The following is an 18,051-nucleotide window of genomic DNA, read 5'->3' on the forward strand; positions in this document are numbered from 1 at the left end:
CATGCCATCGCACGCCGTCACGACACCTACATTGGGCGCCATGCGCCAACACCCCATCCCACCGGTCACGGAGCCGCTGCAATACCGGGCCATCGGCGTGGTGCGGGGCACCTTCGTGCCCAGCGATCCCGAGCAGCCCACGCGGGGAGCCATCCACACGGCGGACGGCAGCACCATCGAGGCGGTGGTGCTGGGCCGTCTGCTCACCCTGATGCGTCGCCACCTCGACCCGGAGCAGCCGCACCTCTGGGTGGTCTACCCCCGCTCCCGCGAGGCCGGCGGGCTGCACCTTCAGATGGTGGGGGTGTGGGAGCCAAGCACCCTGGCCGAGGGCGAGGCCACGGCTGCCGATGATCCGGCCCCCACCGATGACCATCCGGCTCCCACCGACGACCTGCCCGAGGGCGACAACTACTTCTCCATCCGCGGCGAGCTGATCTACACCCGCCCGGAATCGGGTGACCTGGTGGTGAAGGTGCGCCAGATGCCCCGTCCGGACGGCAGTCGTCCCGTTCCGTTCAAGCTGCAGCTCAAGGGGGAGATCCCTCTGCAGCATCTGCGCCACTTCGTGGCGCTCGACATGCGGCGCCAGGGGGAAGCCCTGCAGCTCGAGGGGTTCGAGGTGCTGGGGCCGGTGGCCCAGCGCGGCAGCCGTGGCGGCAAGGGCCGCCGGGAGGGAGGCGGTGGTGGCGCCGGCCGTCCCGGTGCGGGTCGCCGTGGCACCCCCCGTACGGCCGTGAGCCGTCCGGCCCGCTGACATGGCCTTCTGGGCCGCCACCAGTGGCACCTGGATCAACCTCCTCACCGTGCTGCTGGGCGGCCTCAGCGGCGCGGCCCTGGGCCGGCGCCTCCAGCCGCAGCTCACCCGCCAGTGGCAGCAGTGGCTCGGGGTGCTCACCCTCCTGCTGGCGATCGAGATGGTGCAGCCTCTCTGGCCGCTGCGGCTCGGTCCCTTCCCGGCGGTGCTCGCCGCCCTGCTGGTGGTGATGCTGGGGACAGCCTTCGGCCATGGCCTGGCCCTGGAGCAGCGGTTGGAAGGCTGGCTGCGGCGTCTGGGCCGGGCTGAGCCCCCGGGGCAGGCAGGCTCCCAGGACCAGGCCGCCGAGGTGGTGAGCGGGGCCTTCGTGCTCTTCTGCATCGGCCCGATGACCCTGCTGGGCTGCCTCCGCAACGGCGCTCTGGGGGATCCGGATCTGCTGCTGGTGAAGGCCGGCCTCGATGGCCTCAGCGCCGCGGTGCTCGCCGCCGCCGTGGGACTGGTGCTGCTGTGGGTGCTCCTGCCTCTGGGGGTGCTGCAGTTCGCCCTCTCGGGCGTCGGCGCCCTGGCGGCGGGTGGCTTCAGTGATCCCACCGGCGCGCCGGTGGTGCTGTTCACCGCCGCCGTGGGCGGCATCCTGGTGCTTGCCCTGGCCCTGGATCTGCTGAACCTGCCCCATCCTTCGGTGGTGAACGGGCTGGTGGCCCTGGCCCTGGCCCCTGCCCTCGGCTGGGCGATGCAGCCATGACCTCCCCCCTCGCCGCCGGTGTGGCTGTCGCCCTGGTGAGCCTGCTCGCCGCGCTGGGTCCGCTGCTGGGCCTCTCCCCCTGGTGGATCGCCCTGGTCGCGGGTGTGTCCCTCGGGGGGCTCACCTTCGATGCCGCCCGCTTCGGCGGGCGGGGCGGCCATCTGCTGGCCGAAGCCCTGCCGGGCGGGGAGGGGCGGCTGCGGCGCATCGCCGTGCACGAGGCGGGCCATGTGCTGGTGGCCCGCGACGAAGCGATGCCGGTGCGCCAGGTGCTGATCGGCAGCCTGGCCTGTCTGCAGGCCGGCCTCAGCGCCGGCGGCACCACCGAACTCGAGCCGCCGGCCAGCGCCAAGCTGCCGCTGGAGGAGCTGCGCCGCTGGAGCCGGGTGCTGCAGGCCGGCATGGTGGCCGAGGAGCTGGTCTACGGCGAGAGCCAGGGGGGCGCTGACGACCGCGCCCTGCTTGGGCGGCTGTGGGGCCTCTCCGGCCAGGATGTGGCCACGGCCCAGCGGGAGCAGCGGCGGGCGCGCCGGGAGGTGGAGCAGGCCCTGCGCCACAACCGCACGGATCTGGAGGAGGAGGCCCGGAAGCTGCTGGAGGCCGCGCCCCGCCTCGGGCGTCGCCAGCCGGAGGCCGGCTGATGGCCCTGGCCCTGCTGGATTGCCCCACCGGCCTGGCCGGCAACATGCTGCTGGCGGCCCTGCTCGATCTGGGTGTGCCCGAGGCGGTGGTCCATGGGCCCCTCGCCGCCCTCGGGCTGGCTGACGCCTACCGGCTGGAGATCAGTGAGCGCCGCAGCGGCGGCCTGCGGGGGCTGCACCTGGAGGTGGTGCCCCTGGAGGCCGATCCTCCCCATCGCCTCTGGGCCACCCTGCGCTCCACCCTGCAGCAGGCCCCCTGGCCTGACTCCCTGCGCAGCCGGGTGCTGGCGGTGTTCGGGCTGCTGGCGGAGGCCGAGGCGGCGGTGCATGGCCATGGGGCCGACGCCGTTCACTTCCATGAGGTGGGCGCCCTCGATGCGCTGGTGGACGTGGTGGGGGTGTGTGCCGCCCTGCTCCACCTGGGCGTGGAGCAGCTGCAGTGCATGCCGCCCCCCGCCGGCCATGGCAGCGTCAGCACGGCCCATGGTGTGCTGCCGGTGCCGGCGCCGGCGGTGCTGGAGATCGCCCGTGCCCGCGGCATTCCCCTGGCCTCTTCGGAGGGCTTCCCCGCCGGCGAGCTCACCACCCCCACCGGCCTGGCCCTGGCGGCGGTGTGGAGCGATCGCTTCGGGCTGCCGCCGGCCCACCGCCCCGAGCGGGTGGGGGTGGGCCTGGGCACGCGCCGGCTCGACCGCCCCAACCTGCTGCGCCTGGTGCTGGCCACGGCGCTCGCCCCGGCTGGCGCCCACGGGGACGCGCTGCCCGCCGGCGCCGGCCAGCCCTGCTGCGAAACGGTGGTGGAGCAGCAGGCCCAGATCGATGACCTCACCCCGGAGGATCTGGCGGCCTTTCAGGACGCCCTGCGCAGTGCCGGTGCCCTGGAGGTGTTCTGCCAGGGCATTCTGATGAAGAAGGGAAGGGCGGGCTGGCTGGTCACCGCCCTGGCCGCCCCCCCCACCGCCGAGGCCCTGCGCGCCGTGTGGTGGCGCCACAGCAGCACCCTGGGCCTGCGGGAGCGCCACCAGCCGCGCTGGGTGCTGCCGCGCCGCAGCCGGGACCTGGCCACCCCCCTGGGCGTGGTGCGGATCAAGGAGGCCCGCCTGCCCGATGGCCGCTGGCGCCCCAAGCCCGAACACGAGGATCTGCTGGCCCTGGCCGGCCGCCACGCCCTGCCGCTGGATCAGGTGCGGGCGGTGGTGCAGGCCAGCCTGCGGCAGGAGCCCGGCCAGGATGGGGGCTCCGGGGAGATCGCGTGAAGCTGCTCAAGGCCTGGCGATCGGCCCTGCCCCCGTGGCTGTCCCTGCCCACGCTCCCCTCCCCACCGGGGGGCCTGGGCCTGTGGTTCACCCTGCTCAGCTTCGGCTTCCTGCTGGCGGCTCTGGCCAGCCACGGCCGCCAGATGCTGCAGCTCAGCCTCGACGGGCAGGGCTGGCTGTGGCTGGTGCTGGGGCTGGGGCTGAGCCTGCTCAGCCTGGTGGCGAACGCACTGGGGCTGGCCGTGGTGCTGGCCTGGCTCGGGCTGCAGCCCCGCTGGGCGGCGCTGGTGCGGATGTATCTGGACACGAACCTGCGCAAGTTCCTGCCCGGCGGCATCTGGCATCTCACCACCCGTCTGGCCCTGCTGCGGGATCCGGCCGGGCCGCTGCGGGCGGTGGCGCCCTGGCCCCAGGCCCTGGCGGCCGTGTTGCTCGATCCCCTGCTGGCGGCGGCGGCGGCCCTGGCGCTGGTGGCCCTCGATGGCTGGCAGGCCGGCTTCGGCCTGCTCTGCCTGCTGCCGCTTGGCCTGCTGCTGCCCCGCTGGCTGCGGCCCCTGCTCACCGCCCTCGAGCGGCGCCAGGCCCGCCGCCTGGCGGCCTCACCGCAGAGTCCCCCGCAGGAGGAACCGCCACCCATCCCCTCGCTGCCCGGCGGATACCCCTGGCTGCCCCTGCTCTCCCTGCTGGGCTTCGTGCTGGTGCGCTTCGGTGGCTTCGCCTGCTGTGTGGCGGCCTTTGACCTGCAGGGCTCCCTGGACTGGACCGGCTGGCTGGCCAGCTTCGCCCTGGCCTGGACGGCCGGCCTGGTGGTGCCCGGTGCCCCCGGCGGGCTGGGGGTGTTCGAAGCGGTGCTGCTGCTGCGGCTCGGCAGCCAGATCCCCGAGGCGCCCCTGCTGGCCATCGCCATCAGCTACCGGGTGGTGGTGACCCTGGCCGATCTGGTGGCCGCCCTCACCGCCCGCCTGGATCAGCGGCTCTCCCGGTAGGCCGCGAGGTGGGCGGCGAGGGTGGCCACCAGCCGCTGCCGCGCCTGCCGGGACGCCCAGCCGATGTGGGGGGTGAGGATCAGGTTGGGCACGCTCTTGAGCGGTTCCAGTTCCGGGCCCGGCGGTTCCCGCTCCAGCACATCGAGGGCGGCACCGGCCAACTGCTCCTCCTGCAGCGCCCGCACCAGGGCCGGGGTGTCGATCAGGCCGCCGCGCCCCATGTTCACCAGCACCGCCGTGGCCTTCATCCAGGCCAGGCGCTCGGCATTGATCAGGTGGCGGCTGGCGGCGGTGAGGGGGGCATGCAGGCTCACCACGTCGGCCTGGCGCAGGGCCGCCTCCAGCTCCTGGGGAGGCGTCCGGCTGGTGATGGAGCGCACCGTCATGCCGAAGGCTTCGCCCACCGCCGCCACCCCGCGGCCGATGTCGCCCGCGCCCACCACGGTTAGGGTGCCGCCGGCCAGCTCGTCGAAGGCCGGCTCCACCAGGGCGAACACCGGGCTGCGCTGCCAGGCTCCGGAGTGCACCTGCTCGCGCCGGAGCTGCAGCTGGCAGGTGAGCTCCAGGATCAGGGCCCAGGTGATCTGCACCACCGAAGGCTGGCTGTAGCGGCCCGCATGGCGCACCGTGATGCCCCGGGCCTCGCAGGCCCGCAGATCGAGCTGATCGGTGCCGGTGCTGGCGGTGCAGATCAGTCGCAGCTGCGGCAGCTGGGCCAGCAGGGGCCCATCGAGGGGCACCTTGTTGGTGATCGCCACCTCCGCCCCCTGCAGCCGCGGCAGCCGTTCCTCCAGGCTGGTGCTGGGCCAGCAGCGGAGGTGGGCCTCGGCGGCGATCGGCGCCAGATCCACCGGGCCGAGGCTGAGGGCATCCAGGAACACGGCCCGGGGGGCTGCGGCGTCCGCAGACGGGGAGGGGGTGGAGCCGGACGCCATGGCCATGCTTCGCAACTGAACCTATTGTTGAGAAGCCGGGGCTGTTTGCGGTGCCTGTCCCATCCAACCTTGGACCCCCACCCGGCGCTGCGGCGGGCCCGGTGGTGACCGCGGCCACCACCAGCGACGGCCTGCGCACCAGCCTGCATGACCGCGGGCAGCGCCTCACGCCCCAGCGCCAGCGGGTGCTGGCCCTGTTCGAGCGCATCGGCGAAGGCACCCACCTCAGCGCCGAAGAGGTGCACCAGCGGCTGCTGAAGGCCCAGGAGCGGGTGTCCCTGGCCACGGTGTACCGCACGCTGCGGCTGCTCAGCTCGATGGGGCTGCTCCAGGAGCTGGAACTGCCGGAGGGCGGCCGCCGTTTCGAGCTGGCCGGCGACACCCACCGGGATCACCACCACCTGGTGTGCGTGCGCTGCGGCCGCACCGAGGAGTTCGAGAACACGGCCGTGCTGGCGGCCGGGGAGGATGCCGCTGCGGCCCACGCCTTCCGGCTGCTGGAGTGCGTGCTCACCGTGCGGGCCCTCTGCCCGCGCTGCGCCGAGAGCGCCTGAGCCGGTGTCTTTCCTGCGTCTCCCTCGCCTGCCTGCCTGGGTGTGTGCCTACCGGAGTGACTGGCTGCAGCCCGATGTGCTGGCCGGGCTCACCACGGCGGCCGTGGTGCTGCCCAAGGCGATGGCCTTCGCCACCATTGCCGGCCTGCCGGTGCAGGTGGGCCTCACCACGGCCCTGGTGCCGATGCTGGTGTACGCCCTGCTCGGCACCTCCAGGCCCCTGAGCGTGAGCAGCACCACCACCCTGGCGATCCTGGTGGGCAGCGAACTGGATCGGGTCTCCAGTGGAGCCGCCCCGGGCCAGGTCCTGGCCACCAGTGCGCTGCTCTCCCTGCTGGTGGGAGCCATGCTGATCGGCGCCGCGGTGCTGCGGCTCGGCTTTCTGGCCAGCTTCATCTCCGAGTCGGTGCTGGTGGGGTTCAAATCCGGCATCGGGCTGGTGATCGTGGTGGACCAGCTGCCCAAGCTGCTCGGCGTGTCGATCGAAAAGGCCGGCTTCTTCCGCGATCTGGCGGCCGTGGCGGCGCGCATCCCCGCGGCGTCCCTGGCCACGGTGGCCCTCTCGGCCCTGCTGGTGGCGCTGCTGATCGGCCTGCAGCGCCGCTGGCCCCAGCTGCCGGCGCCCCTGCTGGTGGTGGCCGCGGCGGTGGTGGTCAGTGCCGGCCTGGGCCTGGCGCAGCACGGCGTGGCGGTGATCGGCGCGGTGCCGGCGGGGCTGCCCTCGTTCGCTCTGCCCCCGCTCGCCCGCACCGCTCAGCTGTGGCCCGCCGCCGTGGGCATCGCCGTGATGAGCTTCACGGAGAGCGCCGCCGCCGCCCGGGCCTTCCGCGCTCCCCAGGAGCCACCACCGGATGCGAACCGGGAGCTGCTGGCCCTGGGGGCGGCCAATGCCGTGGGGGCCTGCTTCGGGGCCATGGCAGCCGGTGGGGGCACCTCCCAGACGGCGGTGAACCGCCAGGCGGGCGCCCGTACCCAGCTGGCGGCCCTGGTCACGGCGGCCACCGCCCTGGCCACCCTGCTGGTGCTGGCGCCGCTGATCGCCGCCCTGCCCCAGGCCGCCCTGGCGGTGGTGGTGGTGGTCTACGCCGTGCCGATGATCACGCCGGCCGAGTTCCTGGCGATCCGCCGGGTGCGGCACGTGGAATTCCGCTGGGCCCTGGTGGCCTTCCTGGGGGTGGTGCTGCTCGGCACTCTCAAGGGAATCCTGGTGGCGGTGATCCTCTCGCTGGTGGCCCTGGTGCAGCAGGAGATCCATCCGCCCGTGTATGCCATCGGCCGCAAGCCGGGCACCAGCGTGTTCCGCCCGCTCTCGCCGCGCCATCCCGATGACGAAACCTGGCCCGGCCTGCTGCTGGTGCGGGCGGAGGGGCGCCTGTTTTTCGCCAATGCCGAGGGTGTGGCCGCCCGGATCCGCGCCCTGATCGAGCAGCACAGGCCCCGGGTGCTGGTGCTCGATGCCAGTGCCCTGATCGACCTGGAGTACACCGCCCTCAAGGCCCTCACCCAGGCCGAGGATCAGCTGCGCCAGCAGGGCATCGAGCTGTGGCTGGCCGGCCTCAACCCCGCGGTGCTGGCGGTGGTGCGCCGCTCGGAACTGGGCCAGCGGCTGGGCCGGGCACGGATGCGGCGCAATGTGGAGCGGGCGGTGCGGCGCTACCTGGAGGACGCCAGCCCGTCATCAGACCCCTCCCACGCTTGAGCCGGCTCCATGGTCCGTACCCTGCTTCCCTCCCTCCTGCTCGCCCCGCTGCTCTGGATGGCACCCCTCGCCGCCGCCACCGCCAACCCCGCCGTCCCCACCGACCAACCGCTTCCCTCCTGGCGTGAGGGCAGCGCCAGGCAGCGGATCCTGGAGTTCGTGGCGGCCGTCACCACGCCTGGTGCCCCGGGTTTCGTGGCGCCGGCGGAGCGGATCGCCGTGTTCGACAACGACGGCACGCTCTGGTCGGAGCAGCCCATGTACATCCAGCTGGCCTTCGCCATCGATCGGGCGCGCCAGCTCGCCGCCACCGATCCCACCCTGCTGGAGAACCCCGCCATCGCCCAGGCCGTGGCTCCTGGCCAGGACCGCGACCTCAGCAGCCTCGGCATGGCCGGGATCCTGGAGCTGGTGGGGCTCACCCATGCGGGCCTCAGCACCGAAGCCTTCAGTGCCGTGGTGCGGGAGTGGTTCGCCACGGCCCGGCACCCGCGCACCGGGCGCCCCTACACGGAGATGGCCTATCTGCCGATGCAGGAGCTGCTCGCCTACCTGCGCAGCCAGGGCTTCCGCACCTACCTGGTGTCGGCCGGGGGCACCGCCTTCATGCGCGTGGTGGGCGAGGAGTTGTATGGCGTGCCGCCGGAGCAGGTGATCGGCTCCCGGATCAAAACCCACTACAGGGCGAAGGACGGCGCCGTGTCGATTCTGCGGCTGCCCGAGCCTGAGCTGATCAACGACGGGCCCGCCAAGCCGCTGGCCATCGAGGCCCTGATCGGCCGCCGGCCCCTGGCGGCCTTCGGCAATTCCGATGGCGACGTCGAGATGCTGGAGTGGACCACCGCCGGCGCCGGCCCCCGCCTCGGCGTGCTGGTGCACCACGACGACGGTGAGCGGGAGGTGGCCTATGACAAGGCGTCACCCATCGGCCGGCTGGACCGCGGCCTCAGCGAGGCTCCGGGGCGGGGCTGGATCCTGGTGAGCATGCGCCGCGACTGGCTGCGGGTGTTTGCGGATCCCTCAGGCGAGTGAACGGGCCCGAGCGCTTTGGCGTCATTTCCGGTTGCTCGCCAGGGTGTCGGAGGGCCGCTCCCCGAACAGCTCGGCATACTGCCGGGCGAAGTGGCCCGGGTTGAGAAAGCCCCATGCGGTGGCGAGGGCGCCGATCGTCGTCTGGTCTGGCTCGGCCTCCAGGAGGTTGCGGCGGATGCCGTGCAGGCGCTGAAGCCGCAGGTAGGTCATCGGACCCATCCCCAGGTGCTCCCGGAAGCCCTGGATCAGGCTGCGGCGGCTCGTGTGCACCTCCCGGCAGAGGCCCTCGAGCTGGATCGGCTGGCCTGGGTGGGCCTCCATCCAGTGCTGGGCCGCCTTCACCAGCTCGATCCGTGAGGGGGCCCGCGCCAGCCGACTGGCGCCATCCCAACCATGCACGAGGGCTTCCAGCACCAGGGGGATCAGATCCCCGCTCACCAGCGCCTCGAACCCGCTCACCTGCTGCAGGGTCGGGGCAGCCTCGAGTGCCCCGAGCAGCTGGTGCAGGTACCGCCGCAGCCGAGAGAACCGCACGGGCTCCACAGCGAGCCAGTTGCGGGCCAGGACCTCCTCCAGCACCGGGCAGCCGAGCCGCTCCGCCCGGCGCAGAAACTCCCGCCGCTCGATGATCAGCAGCGCCAGGTCGCACCGGCCGAAGGTGGTGAGATGGATCTCGCCGCTGGCGGAGAGCCCGAACAGGGCCCTGGGCAGCAGGGGCTGGCCATGGCTGCGGATCGCGGCGGCCGACGTGGCATGGTCGTTGGGGCTCCTGGCCAGATCGAGGCTCACCAGTTGGCGCTCAGCCGGTTTGGGGCCGGCGCAGTGGATGGCCCGATCGAGGCGGATGCGCAGCAGCTGCAGCGGCCCCAGCTGGAGCGCGAGCAGATCTCCACCCAGCCTGCCCCTGGCGAGCTGGGTCACCGTCACCGCCAGGCCACCGCGGGCCAGCAGCGCCTGGAGGCTCTCGACTCCTTCAACCGTCAGCGGATCGGGCATCGGAAAAAATTCGCACTTTCGGAGTGTTTGCCCACGTGCTCCATGGCCATAGTGCAGAGGAGTGAACGGTCTCCCTCACCACCATGCCCAACGGCAAGCCCAATATCTTGATCCTCTGGGGCGATGACATCGGCCAGAGCAACCTCAGCTGCTACAGCGACGGCCTGATGGGGTACCAGACCCCCAACATCGACCGGGTCGCCAAGGAGGGCGGCCGCTTCATCCACTACTACGCCGAGCAGAGCTGCACCGCCGGCCGCGCCGCCTTCATCTCCGGCCAGAGCGTGTTCCGCACGGGCCTCAGCAAGGTGGGCCTGCCCGGCGCTGAGCTGGGCTACCGCACCGAGGACCCCACCATCGCCGGCTTGCTCAAGCCGCTGGGTTACCGCACCGGCCAGTTCGGCAAGAACCACTTCGGCGACCGGGACGAGCACCTGCCCACCAACAACGGCTTCGACGAGTTCTTCGGCAACCTCTATCACCTCAATGCGGAGGAGGAGCCGGAACTGCGCGATTATCCCCAGCCTGAGGACTTCCCGAATTTCCGCAAGAACTACGGCCCCCGTGGCGTGCTGCACTCCTGGGCCAACCCGGATGGCACCCAGCGGATCGAGAACACCGGCCCGCTCACCAAGAAGCGGATGGAGACGGCCGATGAGGAGTTCATGAAGGAGGCCAAGCGGTTCATCCGCGATGCGGTGGCCTCCGGCGAGCCCTTCTTCGTGTGGTTCAACACCACCCACATGCACTTCCGCACCCACGCCCGTCCCCAGGATCTGGGCCAGTCGGGGCGCTGGCAGTCGGAATACCACGACGTGATGATCTACCACGACGAGTGCATCGGCGAGATGCTCAACCTGCTCGATGAGCTGGGCGTCACCGACGACACGATCGTGATGTACAGCACCGACAACGGGCCCCACATGAACAGCTGGCCCGATGCCGGCATGACCCCGTTCCGCAACGAGAAGAACTCCAACTGGGAGGGGGCCTACCGCGTGCCGGCCCTGATCCGCTGGCCCGGCAGGATCGCCCCCGGCACACTGTTCACCGAGATCGTGAGCCACCTCGACTGGCTGCCCACCCTGTTGGCCGCGGCCGGTGAGCCCGAGATCAAGGAGAAGCTCAAGGCCGGCCACCAGGCGGGCAGCCGGCACTACCACGTGCATCTCGACGGCTACAACATGCTCGATTACTGGACGGGCAAGACCGACAAGAGCCCGCGGGTGGAGTTCTTCTACTTCTCCGACGACGGCGACCTCACGGCCCTTCGTTACGACAACTGGAAGATGGTGTTCATGGAGCAACGGGCCACCGGCACCCTGCAGATCTGGGCGGAACCCTTCGTGACCTTGCGGGTGCCGAAGATCTTCAACCTCAAGACCGACCCCTACGAGCGGGCTGACATCACCTCCAACACATACTGGGACTGGATCCTCGACCACGTGTTCCTGCTGGTGCCGGCCCAGGCCTATGTGGCCCAGTTCCTGGCCACCTTCCAGGAATTCCCGCCGCGCCAGAAGGCCGCCAGTTTCTCCCTCGCGGACGTGATGGAGAAGATGACCAGCACCACGGGGCTCTCCTGAGGGGTCAGGGGGCGGCGGCTGGCGGTGGCGATCGTTCCCCCTCGCTCAGCCCTGCCGGTCACCTCCCCTTCCGCCTGCGCTGCAGAGCGCCCGCCTCAGCCGCCCATGGCGCGGCCCATGGCGCGGAAGGTGAAGTTGATCCGGGCACCCACCGGGCGTGTGGTTCTCGGAAGGCAGTGCTGCCAGTGCTCCTGGGTGGAGCCCGCCATCCACAGCACCGAACCATGGCTGAGCTCGAACGATCGCCGTTGGCCGTGATCGGCCTTGCTGCGCATCAGAAACCGCCGCGTTGCCCCCAGGCTCAGGCTGGCGATCACCGGCCGGGGGCCGAGTTCGGGCTCGTCATCGGCGTGCCAGGCCACCGAATCCTGCCCATCGCGGTAGAGGTTGGCCAGGGCGGTGTTGAAGGGCACGCCGCTGGCCTCCCGCAGCCGCTGCAGCAGCGGTTGCAACGCCTCCGGAAACGGCTCGGGGCGCATCACCAATCCCGACCACCGGTAGGTCTGGCGGGCGTCGGCGAACCAACGGTGCAGCCGCGGCACGGGGTGGACGCGGCCGTAGAGGCGGATCGTGTCCTGCCTCCAGCCCGGCAGCGCCTGGAGGGCCTGAAACAGCGCCGTGGCCTCGCCCTCGGCCAACGCCTGACGCTCCAGCCGCACCGCACCCGGCTCAGACCCGGCCGGGGGCTCAGCCGCTGCTGGATCCGCGGCGAACAGGGGGAGCTGGCGTGCCTCCATGGGGGCATGGGTACATGAACCGATTGCAGCCGTCATTCGGCCCCGCCTAGAACCTTAAGAGAACCTGAAATCACGGCCATGGCTGCCTTCTGGTCCAAGGACCTCCATCTCGTCTACCTGGATCACCGTCCGTTCGCCAGCTGTGTGGACCGGCATGAGGCCGTGATGCTGCAGCAGGCGCTGCTGCGCACCCATCACTCCCGCCGAGTGCACCTGTTGAGGGCATGAAGCTCGCACCCCACCAGAGCACAGCGCCAGTTCACGGCGCTGCAGATCGGTGGCAGCAGCGGCGCCGCACGGGTCCCTCTGCGGTGATCGAGGCCCTGAACTGGGCCCTGCGGTGGAGGCTTGTTGTTGAACAGCCTGGGCTGAGTGGCTGCCCCCACCTGTAGAAAGGGCTCAAGGTCAGACCATCTCAGCGGCATTCTCAGCTGCAACAGTGCTCTTCGCGGCTACGTAGGGCTTTCATGGCCCGCTGATTATGGAGAGGGCCCATGATCAAATGCCGGATGTCGAATGTCCCGGACGTCGAATGTCCCGGACGTCGAAGGCTCCTGACCCTGGACGATCGGGCTGCCGCGCTCCTGTTAGTTGTTGTTGGTGAATCGCAACACAATCCAAGGATTGACCCTGTTGTTGTCGCTTACAGTCCCGTCCTTTCTGCGGGATTGGCGGCCTTGATCAAGCGCCTCCTCTGGCTGATGCCATGCACGCTGGCATGCGCAGCCATTGCCAGTGTCCACCCTCCGAGCCTCTCCAAGGAGTCTGCCCCGTCAGGACTTCCTGCGCCCTTGCGACGACCCATCACCCGTGATCAAAACGCGGCGGTCGACCACCCCGCAAGCTCACGGCGGTTGGTGCAGGCTCCGTCAGAGGCTGAGCAATCAGCTCCTCCTCCAGGTGACGCTGGATCCGCAGAGCAGACATCCGCTGAACAGAATCCCACCGCATCCGATGCGGCAGCCCTGGCCAAGGAGGCGCAGAACCCCATCGCCAACCTGATCAGCCTGCCTTTTCAGAACAACACCAATTTCGGCGCCGGCCCAGCCGGAGAGGGCACGCCCAACGTGCTCAACATTCAACCGGTGATTCCGGTTCCACTCAGCAAGCGTCTGCTGTTGGTCACCCGCACGATTGTGCCAGTGATCAACCAACCCGCAGCAGCCACGGGTCAAGCCAGCGCCTTTGGTCTGGGGGATATCAATCCCCAGTTCTATTTAGGGCCTCCTGAGAAAGTGAGCCGCGGGCAATGCGCACCACAATGAGCCTGCCCGGGCGACCTCTGAGTGATCCTCAGGCCCCGCTGAGCTGACAACTCAGCTCTCTGCTGCTGGAGCTCAGAGCCCGTGCGGCGGAGACCAAGAGTTGCCAGCAGAGCACAAAATAGAGACAAAGAAGCTCCAGGAGCTTCTGGAGGTTCATGACCAGGACATTCATCGCGATGGATGAACCCTGTGTTGCCGGCAGTTTCTCTCGGATCAATCCCAATCCATAGCGACGCTTGCCTTGACCGATCTTGCCTTCAACAGCATTGCGCCGCCTTTGATCATCAACGAACTGCCGCCTCTCGGCTGCCACCAACTCCGGATCATTCTTCGGGCGACCAAGACGAGGCCCACTCAGCCGAATGCCGTGACGCTGGCAGAATGCCCGATTTGATCTTGTGCGGTAGATCTGATCAGCGCAGATCACCTCCGGATAGCAGCCGTATCGACGACGATAGGCTTGGGCCTGAACTTTCAGATCTTCCCCTTCGTTGTAGGGGTCAAAGCTCAGCCGATCCAGGAAAGCAAATCCTTCATCGGTGACAGAAAGTGAGATCTTGGCGCCGAACTCAACATTGCACCTCGCCTTGCCGCGAACAATTGGCCTGATGTGCGCTTGACAGAGGCTGACGATGCGAGCGGGAATACTTCTGGTGTCTGAGCGATAGAGAATGTTCTGCTGGCGGACCAGCTCACTGACAACCAACAGCTTCTGATAGGCATGCCGCCCAGCCGCCAGAAGGCTTGCGCCACAGGCTGTCAGGGCGTCAATGTTGGCAAGGTTGCGCTTGAGATGCCCAAGCTGTTGCTTGATCGCTTTGCGGATCTTGAGAAACCGAGGGCGTTTTTTCTTGGCCACGGCGAGGAACTGCTGCCTGGCCTGCTTCCGATGCGTTCGTGGTTTGTGACCAAAGGACTCTCTGACCTGCGAATACATGGCATCGATCAGAGTCTCGGTGAGCTCTCGGCCTTCATTGAGCAGCGAGAGATCCGTTGGATGCCGAATATCTGCCGGAACGCATGTCGCATCAATCAGCAGTGACCCCTGATTTGGCCGTGGCGTTTTGGATTCAATCTTCTGATCAGCTGCGCTCCCGGCTCCGCCTCCATCGCTGCTGTCGTGCTCATCAACTGCAGACGAACGGATCACGTTCAGACCGTGACGCACGATTCGTTCATTGCAGTCATTCACGACCGAATCTGGCAGCCGCTTCCGGAAGTACACCATCATTGATGGGTCAAACGGAGCCGAGTACTGAAATGCCTCCAGGCCGATGAAGAACTGGAGATAGGGGTTCTCTTTGATTTGCTCAACCAGTTCTTCATCAGTCAGCCCCATGCGGGCCTTGATGATCAGGGCGCCCAGTGCCATGCGAAATGGCTTTGCCGGGGCGCCAAAGCCCTTGCAGAACTGAGCTGCATAGTCACCTTCCAGCTCATCCCATGGGATCAGCTCAGCCAGCTTGATCCAGCGATTGTCACCAGAGAGCTTTCCTCCAAACGGCAGGAAGAAGTCCTCGAACGAGAGCTGATCACGATGCTCACGTCGGTACATGTGGAAAACTCTGGGCGGCTTTTGGGCGCAAACGAGCCCAATCTCGTACATTTTAGCCGAGAAAACTGCTCACATCCATTGCGCTGCAGTGGATGTGGCTTTTCTCAGGAGGCCCTATTTAGTGCCGATATCAAAGGGCAGGGTCACCTGGGGTGTAGGCCCAACCTTTGTGCTGCCTACAGCCACGGATGACGTGCTGGGGCAGGGGAAATGGAGTGCCGGCCCCGCCGCGGTGGTGGTTGTGACCACCGAGCGCATGGTGTTCGGGGCGGTGGGGAACAATGTCTGGTCGTTTGCCGGCGCCAGTGATCGCGAGTCAGTCAATCAGCTGTTGGTGCAGCCATTCGTGAACTACAACCTGCCCAACGGATGGTATCTGGTGTCCGCTCCCATTGTCACCGCCAACTGGCAAGCACCTCGGGGAGACGAAGAGTGGACGGTCCCCGTCGGTGGTGGCTTTGGCAGGGTGTTCGCGATCGGTGATCAGATGATGAATGCCACGCTTCAGGCCTACTGGAATGTCGTCAAGCCAGAGGCTGCTGGGGATTGGACTCTGAGGGCGCAATTCCAGTTTCTGTTTCCCCGTTAATCCGCGCTCCCCTGAATCAGCAGTCCATCACTGGCTGGTGTGACCATGCGGTCTGCCAGCGAGAACTCCACTGTTCAGTGCTCAACCCCCTCGCGGTGGGGCGGTTGATCTGTGTTCAGCCTGCGTTGCACACATCGACAGTATCTTTGTCGCCTTGTCGCCAAAATCGGACGGTGGAATTGCTGGGGTGACTCCGGCAGGGGAACTCATGGGCTGGACAGCTTTCGATGTCCAGCGATGACAACTATTTTGCTGGTTGAATCGGGCCCACAGGTGTTGAACTGATCCGTTTCACGCCATCAGGTTCACTGACGGTGACTACCACCATCAGCGATTGGCCGATGTTTCCTGCGCCGGGCTTGTACGTTGGTCCGCTTGCGGCCTCAATCAGTACCCAGCTGTCCGCGCCGGCAGCGCGTTGGTACCAGTGATAGTTCAGCGGAGCGAGCTCACTCACCATGGCTCCCTGCAGGAAGGCCGTCAATACTGCACCTTCATACGCTTCACCACGGAGTTGGAGACCTTGCAGGCCCTGGATTGTCTGTTCGATGGATCCTTCCTCTCGCTCTGTGTTGGTGATCTCCTGATCGAGGATCTGAATCTGCTTCTGAGGATCGGCAGTGAGGCCAGGCACGCACTGGAGGGTGCCCTGAACCAGGCGACAGCCTGTCATCATCTGGGCCTGGCTGGCAGCAGGGCTCAGCAACAGGAGTAGGGCAAAGCCCGCGGCGGGACACCGAGGAAACTGGAGGTAGTTCATGTGTAAATACGCCACTCTGTTTACACGGTCATACCATGGTATCAGGCGGCGGAGACTGCAAAGATCAACATCGCCAGGTCGGCTCCATGTTGCCGGGCGAAACCAGATCCCATCCGCAGAGACCACACGCATGGAGGTGACTGTTTCTCGACATTCTGATGAGATGCGGCCCTTGCGATCCACATCATTTGCGCAGGTGCAATGGCAGCGCCTATGGCCACGCCCAGGCTCCCATGGCTCAGACCTCTGCAGCTGGCGACGACGTCTTCGGCACCGTGCTGGGGTTGCCGTTCCGAACAGCGTGGTAGCCCGGCGAGAGAATTTCCACATCGGCTTCCGCGAACTTGTCCTGCAGCGCCGCATGCAGCTGCGAGAGGCTCAGCCGGTAGGTGTTGGCATCCCGCAGGAAGGCGGTGAGCTCATAGCTGATGTGGAAGTCGTTCAGGGCCGTCTGCAGCACGAAGGGCTCCATTTCATCGGTCACCCCCTCCACGCTGCGGGCGGCGGCCAGCATCAGCGCTTCCACCTGGCGCCAGGGCACGTCGTAGCCGATCGTGATTGTGCAGGCCAGCGCCACCGGCTGACGGATCTCCCGGCGGGAGAAGCTGTAGTTCGCCACGGCGTTGCTGATCACGGTGGCGTTGGGAATGCTCACCAGCTGGTTGTGGGGCGTCTGTACCCGGGTCACCAGCAGGGTGCGGTCCTGCACCGTCCCGAGCACGCCATTGAGTTCAACGAAGTCACCTTCCCGGAACGCCCGCGTGTAGATCAGCATCAGGCCGCTGATGATGTTGGCGGCTACGGCACTGGAGCCCAGCGCCGCAAACACCCCCACGAACAGGCCGGCCCCCTGAAATGCCTTGCTGCCGGAGCCGGGGATGTAGGGGAAGGCGATCACCAGGGTCGCCACGGCGATGAGCAGGGCCACCAGCCGGGAGGTGGGCCGCGCCCACTCCCGGTAGAAGCCCGGGATGCGCAGGCGGCCGAGTCGCAGGGCATCGAACACGCCGTTGCTGGCCCGCACCACCAGCACCCCGAGGCCGATGATCACCGCGATCGTGAGCAGGTTGGGGATGGCGGCCACCACCCCGTTCAGCAGCCCCAGGGTCACCGTGCGCAGCTGCTGGCGCAGGCCGCTGGCAATGCCCTGGGTGGGGGGGAAGAAGCCCAGCAGCAAGGGCACCAGCAGATAGCTGATCAGCAGCAGCACAGCCCAGTGCACGGTGCTGCGCACGCCCTGCAGCAGGCGCCGTACCTGCGCCGGTTCCAAAAGGGCGGAGAGCCCGAACCGTGCCAGCTGCTGCAGCAGGAAGCGTTCGCGGCTGGCGATCAGGTGCCGGATCCGACCGTTGAGACGGAACTGGAGGCGGAGCCACACCACGTACACCGCCAGGACCAGCGCCGCCAGGGCGCTGCCGCGCAGCCACGACTGCAGGGAATGGGCCTCGCGGTAGCGCACCATCGCGGCGCGGATCTGGTCGCGGCTGAGTTCCGCCAGTCGCCTGGGCTCCATGCCGTAGCAGCGGGCGATCCGCTTGTTCATCACCCCGAGCCGGCGTACAGGCTCGCCCTGTTGCTGCAGCACGATGAAGCTCTCGCTGTCCAGGTGTTTCACCCCAATGTCGCCAGGGGCGATCGTGAGGTTCTGGGCCAGCTGCAGCAGGGTCCTGCTGCCCCGTTCGGCCACCGTGGTGACGCTCTCGGCGCCGGCGGTGCTGCGCACCTCCAGCACCTTCTGGCCATCGAGGCGGATGGCCGCCGGTTCGGCGGCGCAGCCCTCGGGCACCTCCTTCTGATCCAGCAGGATGAAGCTCTGGGCCGGTGTGGCCAGGCCCATCACGAGAACCGCGGCCAGGGCTGCAAGCCCGAGGCCCAGCCTGCCGAGCCAGGCCGGCCGCCGGAAACGATCACGCAGGCGCATGGATTGGGTGACCGATCGAGAGGAAGGGCCCTGC

At 68.3% G+C, this 18,051-nt stretch carries 18 protein-coding genes; 12 read left to right on the forward strand and 6 right to left on the reverse strand.

Features of this window, described 5'->3' with window-relative positions; genetic code table 11:
• The first annotated feature begins 40 nt into the window (after positions 1–40).
• Genes CBM981_RS00295 through CBM981_RS00315 form a run of 5 tightly spaced genes read left to right on the forward strand, consistent with a single transcriptional unit; the run spans position 41 to position 4,388 of the window.
• The gene (locus CBM981_RS00295) at positions 41–757 is read left to right on the forward strand and encodes a hypothetical protein (RefSeq protein ID WP_087066704.1); all 717 of its coding nucleotides are present in this window, start codon (positions 41–43) and stop codon (positions 755–757) included.
• A 1-nt stretch (position 758) separates the two neighbouring features.
• Positions 759–1,505 carry a DUF554 family protein gene (locus CBM981_RS00300; protein ID WP_087066706.1) on the forward strand — a complete coding sequence of 249 codons (747 nt, stop codon included), beginning with the start codon at positions 759–761 and terminating at the stop codon, positions 1,503–1,505.
• Positions 1,502–2,146 (forward strand): hypothetical protein, encoded by a 645-nt coding sequence (locus CBM981_RS00305; protein ID WP_087066708.1) that lies wholly within the window; start codon positions 1,502–1,504, stop codon positions 2,144–2,146. Before CBM981_RS00300 ends, CBM981_RS00305 begins: the two co-directional genes overlap by 4 nt.
• Positions 2,146–3,402, forward strand: a complete 1,257-nt coding sequence (locus tag CBM981_RS00310; RefSeq protein ID WP_087066710.1) for a LarC family nickel insertion protein — start codon at positions 2,146–2,148, stop codon at positions 3,400–3,402. The genes CBM981_RS00305 and CBM981_RS00310 overlap by 1 nt, the downstream gene beginning before the upstream one ends.
• Entirely contained in the window at positions 3,399–4,388 is a 990-nt protein-coding gene (locus tag CBM981_RS00315) for a lysylphosphatidylglycerol synthase domain-containing protein (RefSeq protein WP_087066712.1), read from the forward strand. The genes CBM981_RS00310 and CBM981_RS00315 overlap by 4 nt, the downstream gene beginning before the upstream one ends.
• On the opposite strand, the gene CBM981_RS00320 is transcribed toward CBM981_RS00315, so the two are convergent.
• A complete protein-coding gene (locus tag CBM981_RS00320) occupies positions 4,370–5,323 on the reverse strand; it encodes an NAD(P)-dependent oxidoreductase (RefSeq protein ID WP_087069066.1) in 954 nt (317 codons plus the stop codon). The two genes, CBM981_RS00315 and CBM981_RS00320, sit on opposite strands and share 19 nt — an antisense overlap.
• A gap of 104 nt (positions 5,324–5,427) precedes the next feature.
• Between CBM981_RS00320 and CBM981_RS00325 the strand changes: the two genes are divergently transcribed.
• Genes CBM981_RS00325 through CBM981_RS00335 form a run of 3 tightly spaced genes read left to right on the forward strand, consistent with a single transcriptional unit; the run spans position 5,428 to position 8,608 of the window.
• Positions 5,428–5,877 carry a Fur family transcriptional regulator gene (locus tag CBM981_RS00325; RefSeq protein ID WP_225867440.1) on the forward strand — a complete coding sequence of 150 codons (450 nt, stop codon included), beginning with the start codon at positions 5,428–5,430 and terminating at the stop codon, positions 5,875–5,877.
• A gap of 4 nt (positions 5,878–5,881) precedes the next feature.
• Positions 5,882–7,576 carry a SulP family inorganic anion transporter gene (locus tag CBM981_RS00330; protein ID WP_225867441.1) on the forward strand — a complete coding sequence of 565 codons (1,695 nt, stop codon included), beginning with the start codon at positions 5,882–5,884 and terminating at the stop codon, positions 7,574–7,576.
• A 9-nt stretch (positions 7,577–7,585) separates the two neighbouring features.
• Complete coding sequence (locus tag CBM981_RS00335) at positions 7,586–8,608, forward strand: HAD family phosphatase (protein WP_087066718.1); 1,023 nt, start codon at positions 7,586–7,588, stop codon at positions 8,606–8,608.
• Between the two features lie 21 nt (positions 8,609–8,629).
• Here the strand turns inward: CBM981_RS00335 and CBM981_RS00340 are convergent, their stop codons facing one another.
• Positions 8,630–9,604, reverse strand: coding sequence for a helix-turn-helix domain-containing protein (locus CBM981_RS00340; protein ID WP_087066720.1), 975 nt, complete (start codon positions 9,602–9,604; stop codon positions 8,630–8,632).
• 83 nt (positions 9,605–9,687) lie between these two features.
• Between CBM981_RS00340 and CBM981_RS00345 the strand changes: the two genes are divergently transcribed.
• Positions 9,688–11,190: an arylsulfatase gene (locus CBM981_RS00345; protein ID WP_087066721.1), complete on the forward strand. Its 1,503-nt coding sequence runs from the start codon at positions 9,688–9,690 to the stop codon at positions 11,188–11,190.
• Between the two features lie 95 nt (positions 11,191–11,285).
• Here CBM981_RS00345 and CBM981_RS00350 read toward each other — a convergent pair whose 3' ends face one another.
• Complete coding sequence (locus CBM981_RS00350) at positions 11,286–11,927, reverse strand: alpha-ketoglutarate-dependent dioxygenase AlkB (RefSeq protein WP_087066723.1); 642 nt, start codon at positions 11,925–11,927, stop codon at positions 11,286–11,288.
• A 78-nt stretch (positions 11,928–12,005) separates the two neighbouring features.
• On the opposite strand from CBM981_RS00350, the gene CBM981_RS15070 reads away from it, so the two are divergent.
• Positions 12,006–12,155, forward strand: a complete 150-nt coding sequence (locus CBM981_RS15070; RefSeq protein WP_157665272.1) for a hypothetical protein — start codon at positions 12,006–12,008, stop codon at positions 12,153–12,155.
• 563 nt (positions 12,156–12,718) lie between these two features.
• Entirely contained in the window at positions 12,719–13,192 is a 474-nt protein-coding gene (locus CBM981_RS15075; protein WP_157665273.1) for a hypothetical protein, read from the forward strand.
• A 28-nt stretch (positions 13,193–13,220) separates the two neighbouring features.
• Here the strand turns inward: CBM981_RS15075 and CBM981_RS00355 are convergent, their stop codons facing one another.
• Entirely contained in the window at positions 13,221–14,747 is a 1,527-nt protein-coding gene (locus tag CBM981_RS00355) for an IS5 family transposase (RefSeq protein WP_225867339.1), read from the reverse strand.
• Positions 14,748–14,988: 241 nt separating this feature from the next.
• Between CBM981_RS00355 and CBM981_RS00360 the strand changes: the two genes are divergently transcribed.
• On the forward strand, positions 14,989–15,336 hold the full coding sequence (locus CBM981_RS00360; RefSeq protein ID WP_225867442.1) for a hypothetical protein: 348 nt from the start codon (positions 14,989–14,991) through the stop codon (positions 15,334–15,336).
• Between the two features lie 244 nt (positions 15,337–15,580).
• Here CBM981_RS00360 and CBM981_RS00365 read toward each other — a convergent pair whose 3' ends face one another.
• Positions 15,581–16,096 carry a hypothetical protein gene (locus tag CBM981_RS00365; RefSeq protein ID WP_087066725.1) on the reverse strand — a complete coding sequence of 172 codons (516 nt, stop codon included), beginning with the start codon at positions 16,094–16,096 and terminating at the stop codon, positions 15,581–15,583.
• A gap of 238 nt (positions 16,097–16,334) precedes the next feature.
• Positions 16,335–18,017 carry a mechanosensitive ion channel family protein gene (locus CBM981_RS00370; protein ID WP_087066727.1) on the reverse strand — a complete coding sequence of 561 codons (1,683 nt, stop codon included), beginning with the start codon at positions 18,015–18,017 and terminating at the stop codon, positions 16,335–16,337.
• Positions 18,018–18,051: the final 34 nt, after the last annotated feature.

The organism is Cyanobium sp. NIES-981 (assembly GCF_900088535.1).
Classification (GTDB): Bacteria; Cyanobacteriota; Cyanobacteriia; order PCC-6307; family Cyanobiaceae; genus NIES-981.

Bases quoted from the DNA above. Each gene is read 5' to 3' on its own strand.
- CBM981_RS00345 (WP_087066721.1), top strand. From the start codon at position 9,688: ATGCCCAACGGCAAGCCCAATATCTTGATCCTCTGGGGCGATGACATC.
- CBM981_RS00350 (WP_087066723.1), bottom strand. From the start codon at position 11,927: ATGGAGGCACGCCAGCTCCCCCTGTTCGCCGCGGATCCAGCAGCGGCT.
- CBM981_RS00370 (WP_087066727.1), bottom strand. From the start codon at position 18,017: ATGCGCCTGCGTGATCGTTTCCGGCGGCCGGCCTGGCTCGGCAGGCTG.
- CBM981_RS00300 (WP_087066706.1), top strand. From the start codon at position 759: ATGGCCTTCTGGGCCGCCACCAGTGGCACCTGGATCAACCTCCTCACC.
- CBM981_RS00365 (WP_087066725.1), bottom strand. From the start codon at position 16,096: ATGAACTACCTCCAGTTTCCTCGGTGTCCCGCCGCGGGCTTTGCCCTA.
- CBM981_RS00320 (WP_087069066.1), bottom strand. From the start codon at position 5,323: ATGGCGTCCGGCTCCACCCCCTCCCCGTCTGCGGACGCCGCAGCCCCC.
- CBM981_RS00310 (WP_087066710.1), top strand. From the start codon at position 2,146: ATGGCCCTGGCCCTGCTGGATTGCCCCACCGGCCTGGCCGGCAACATG.
- CBM981_RS00355 (WP_225867339.1), bottom strand. From the start codon at position 14,747: ATGTACCGACGTGAGCATCGTGATCAGCTCTCGTTCGAGGACTTCTTC.
- CBM981_RS00335 (WP_087066718.1), top strand. From the start codon at position 7,586: ATGGTCCGTACCCTGCTTCCCTCCCTCCTGCTCGCCCCGCTGCTCTGG.
- CBM981_RS00340 (WP_087066720.1), bottom strand. From the start codon at position 9,604: ATGCCCGATCCGCTGACGGTTGAAGGAGTCGAGAGCCTCCAGGCGCTG.
- CBM981_RS15070 (WP_157665272.1), top strand. From the start codon at position 12,006: ATGGCTGCCTTCTGGTCCAAGGACCTCCATCTCGTCTACCTGGATCAC.
- CBM981_RS00305 (WP_087066708.1), top strand. From the start codon at position 1,502: ATGACCTCCCCCCTCGCCGCCGGTGTGGCTGTCGCCCTGGTGAGCCTG.
- CBM981_RS00295 (WP_087066704.1), top strand. From the start codon at position 41: ATGCGCCAACACCCCATCCCACCGGTCACGGAGCCGCTGCAATACCGG.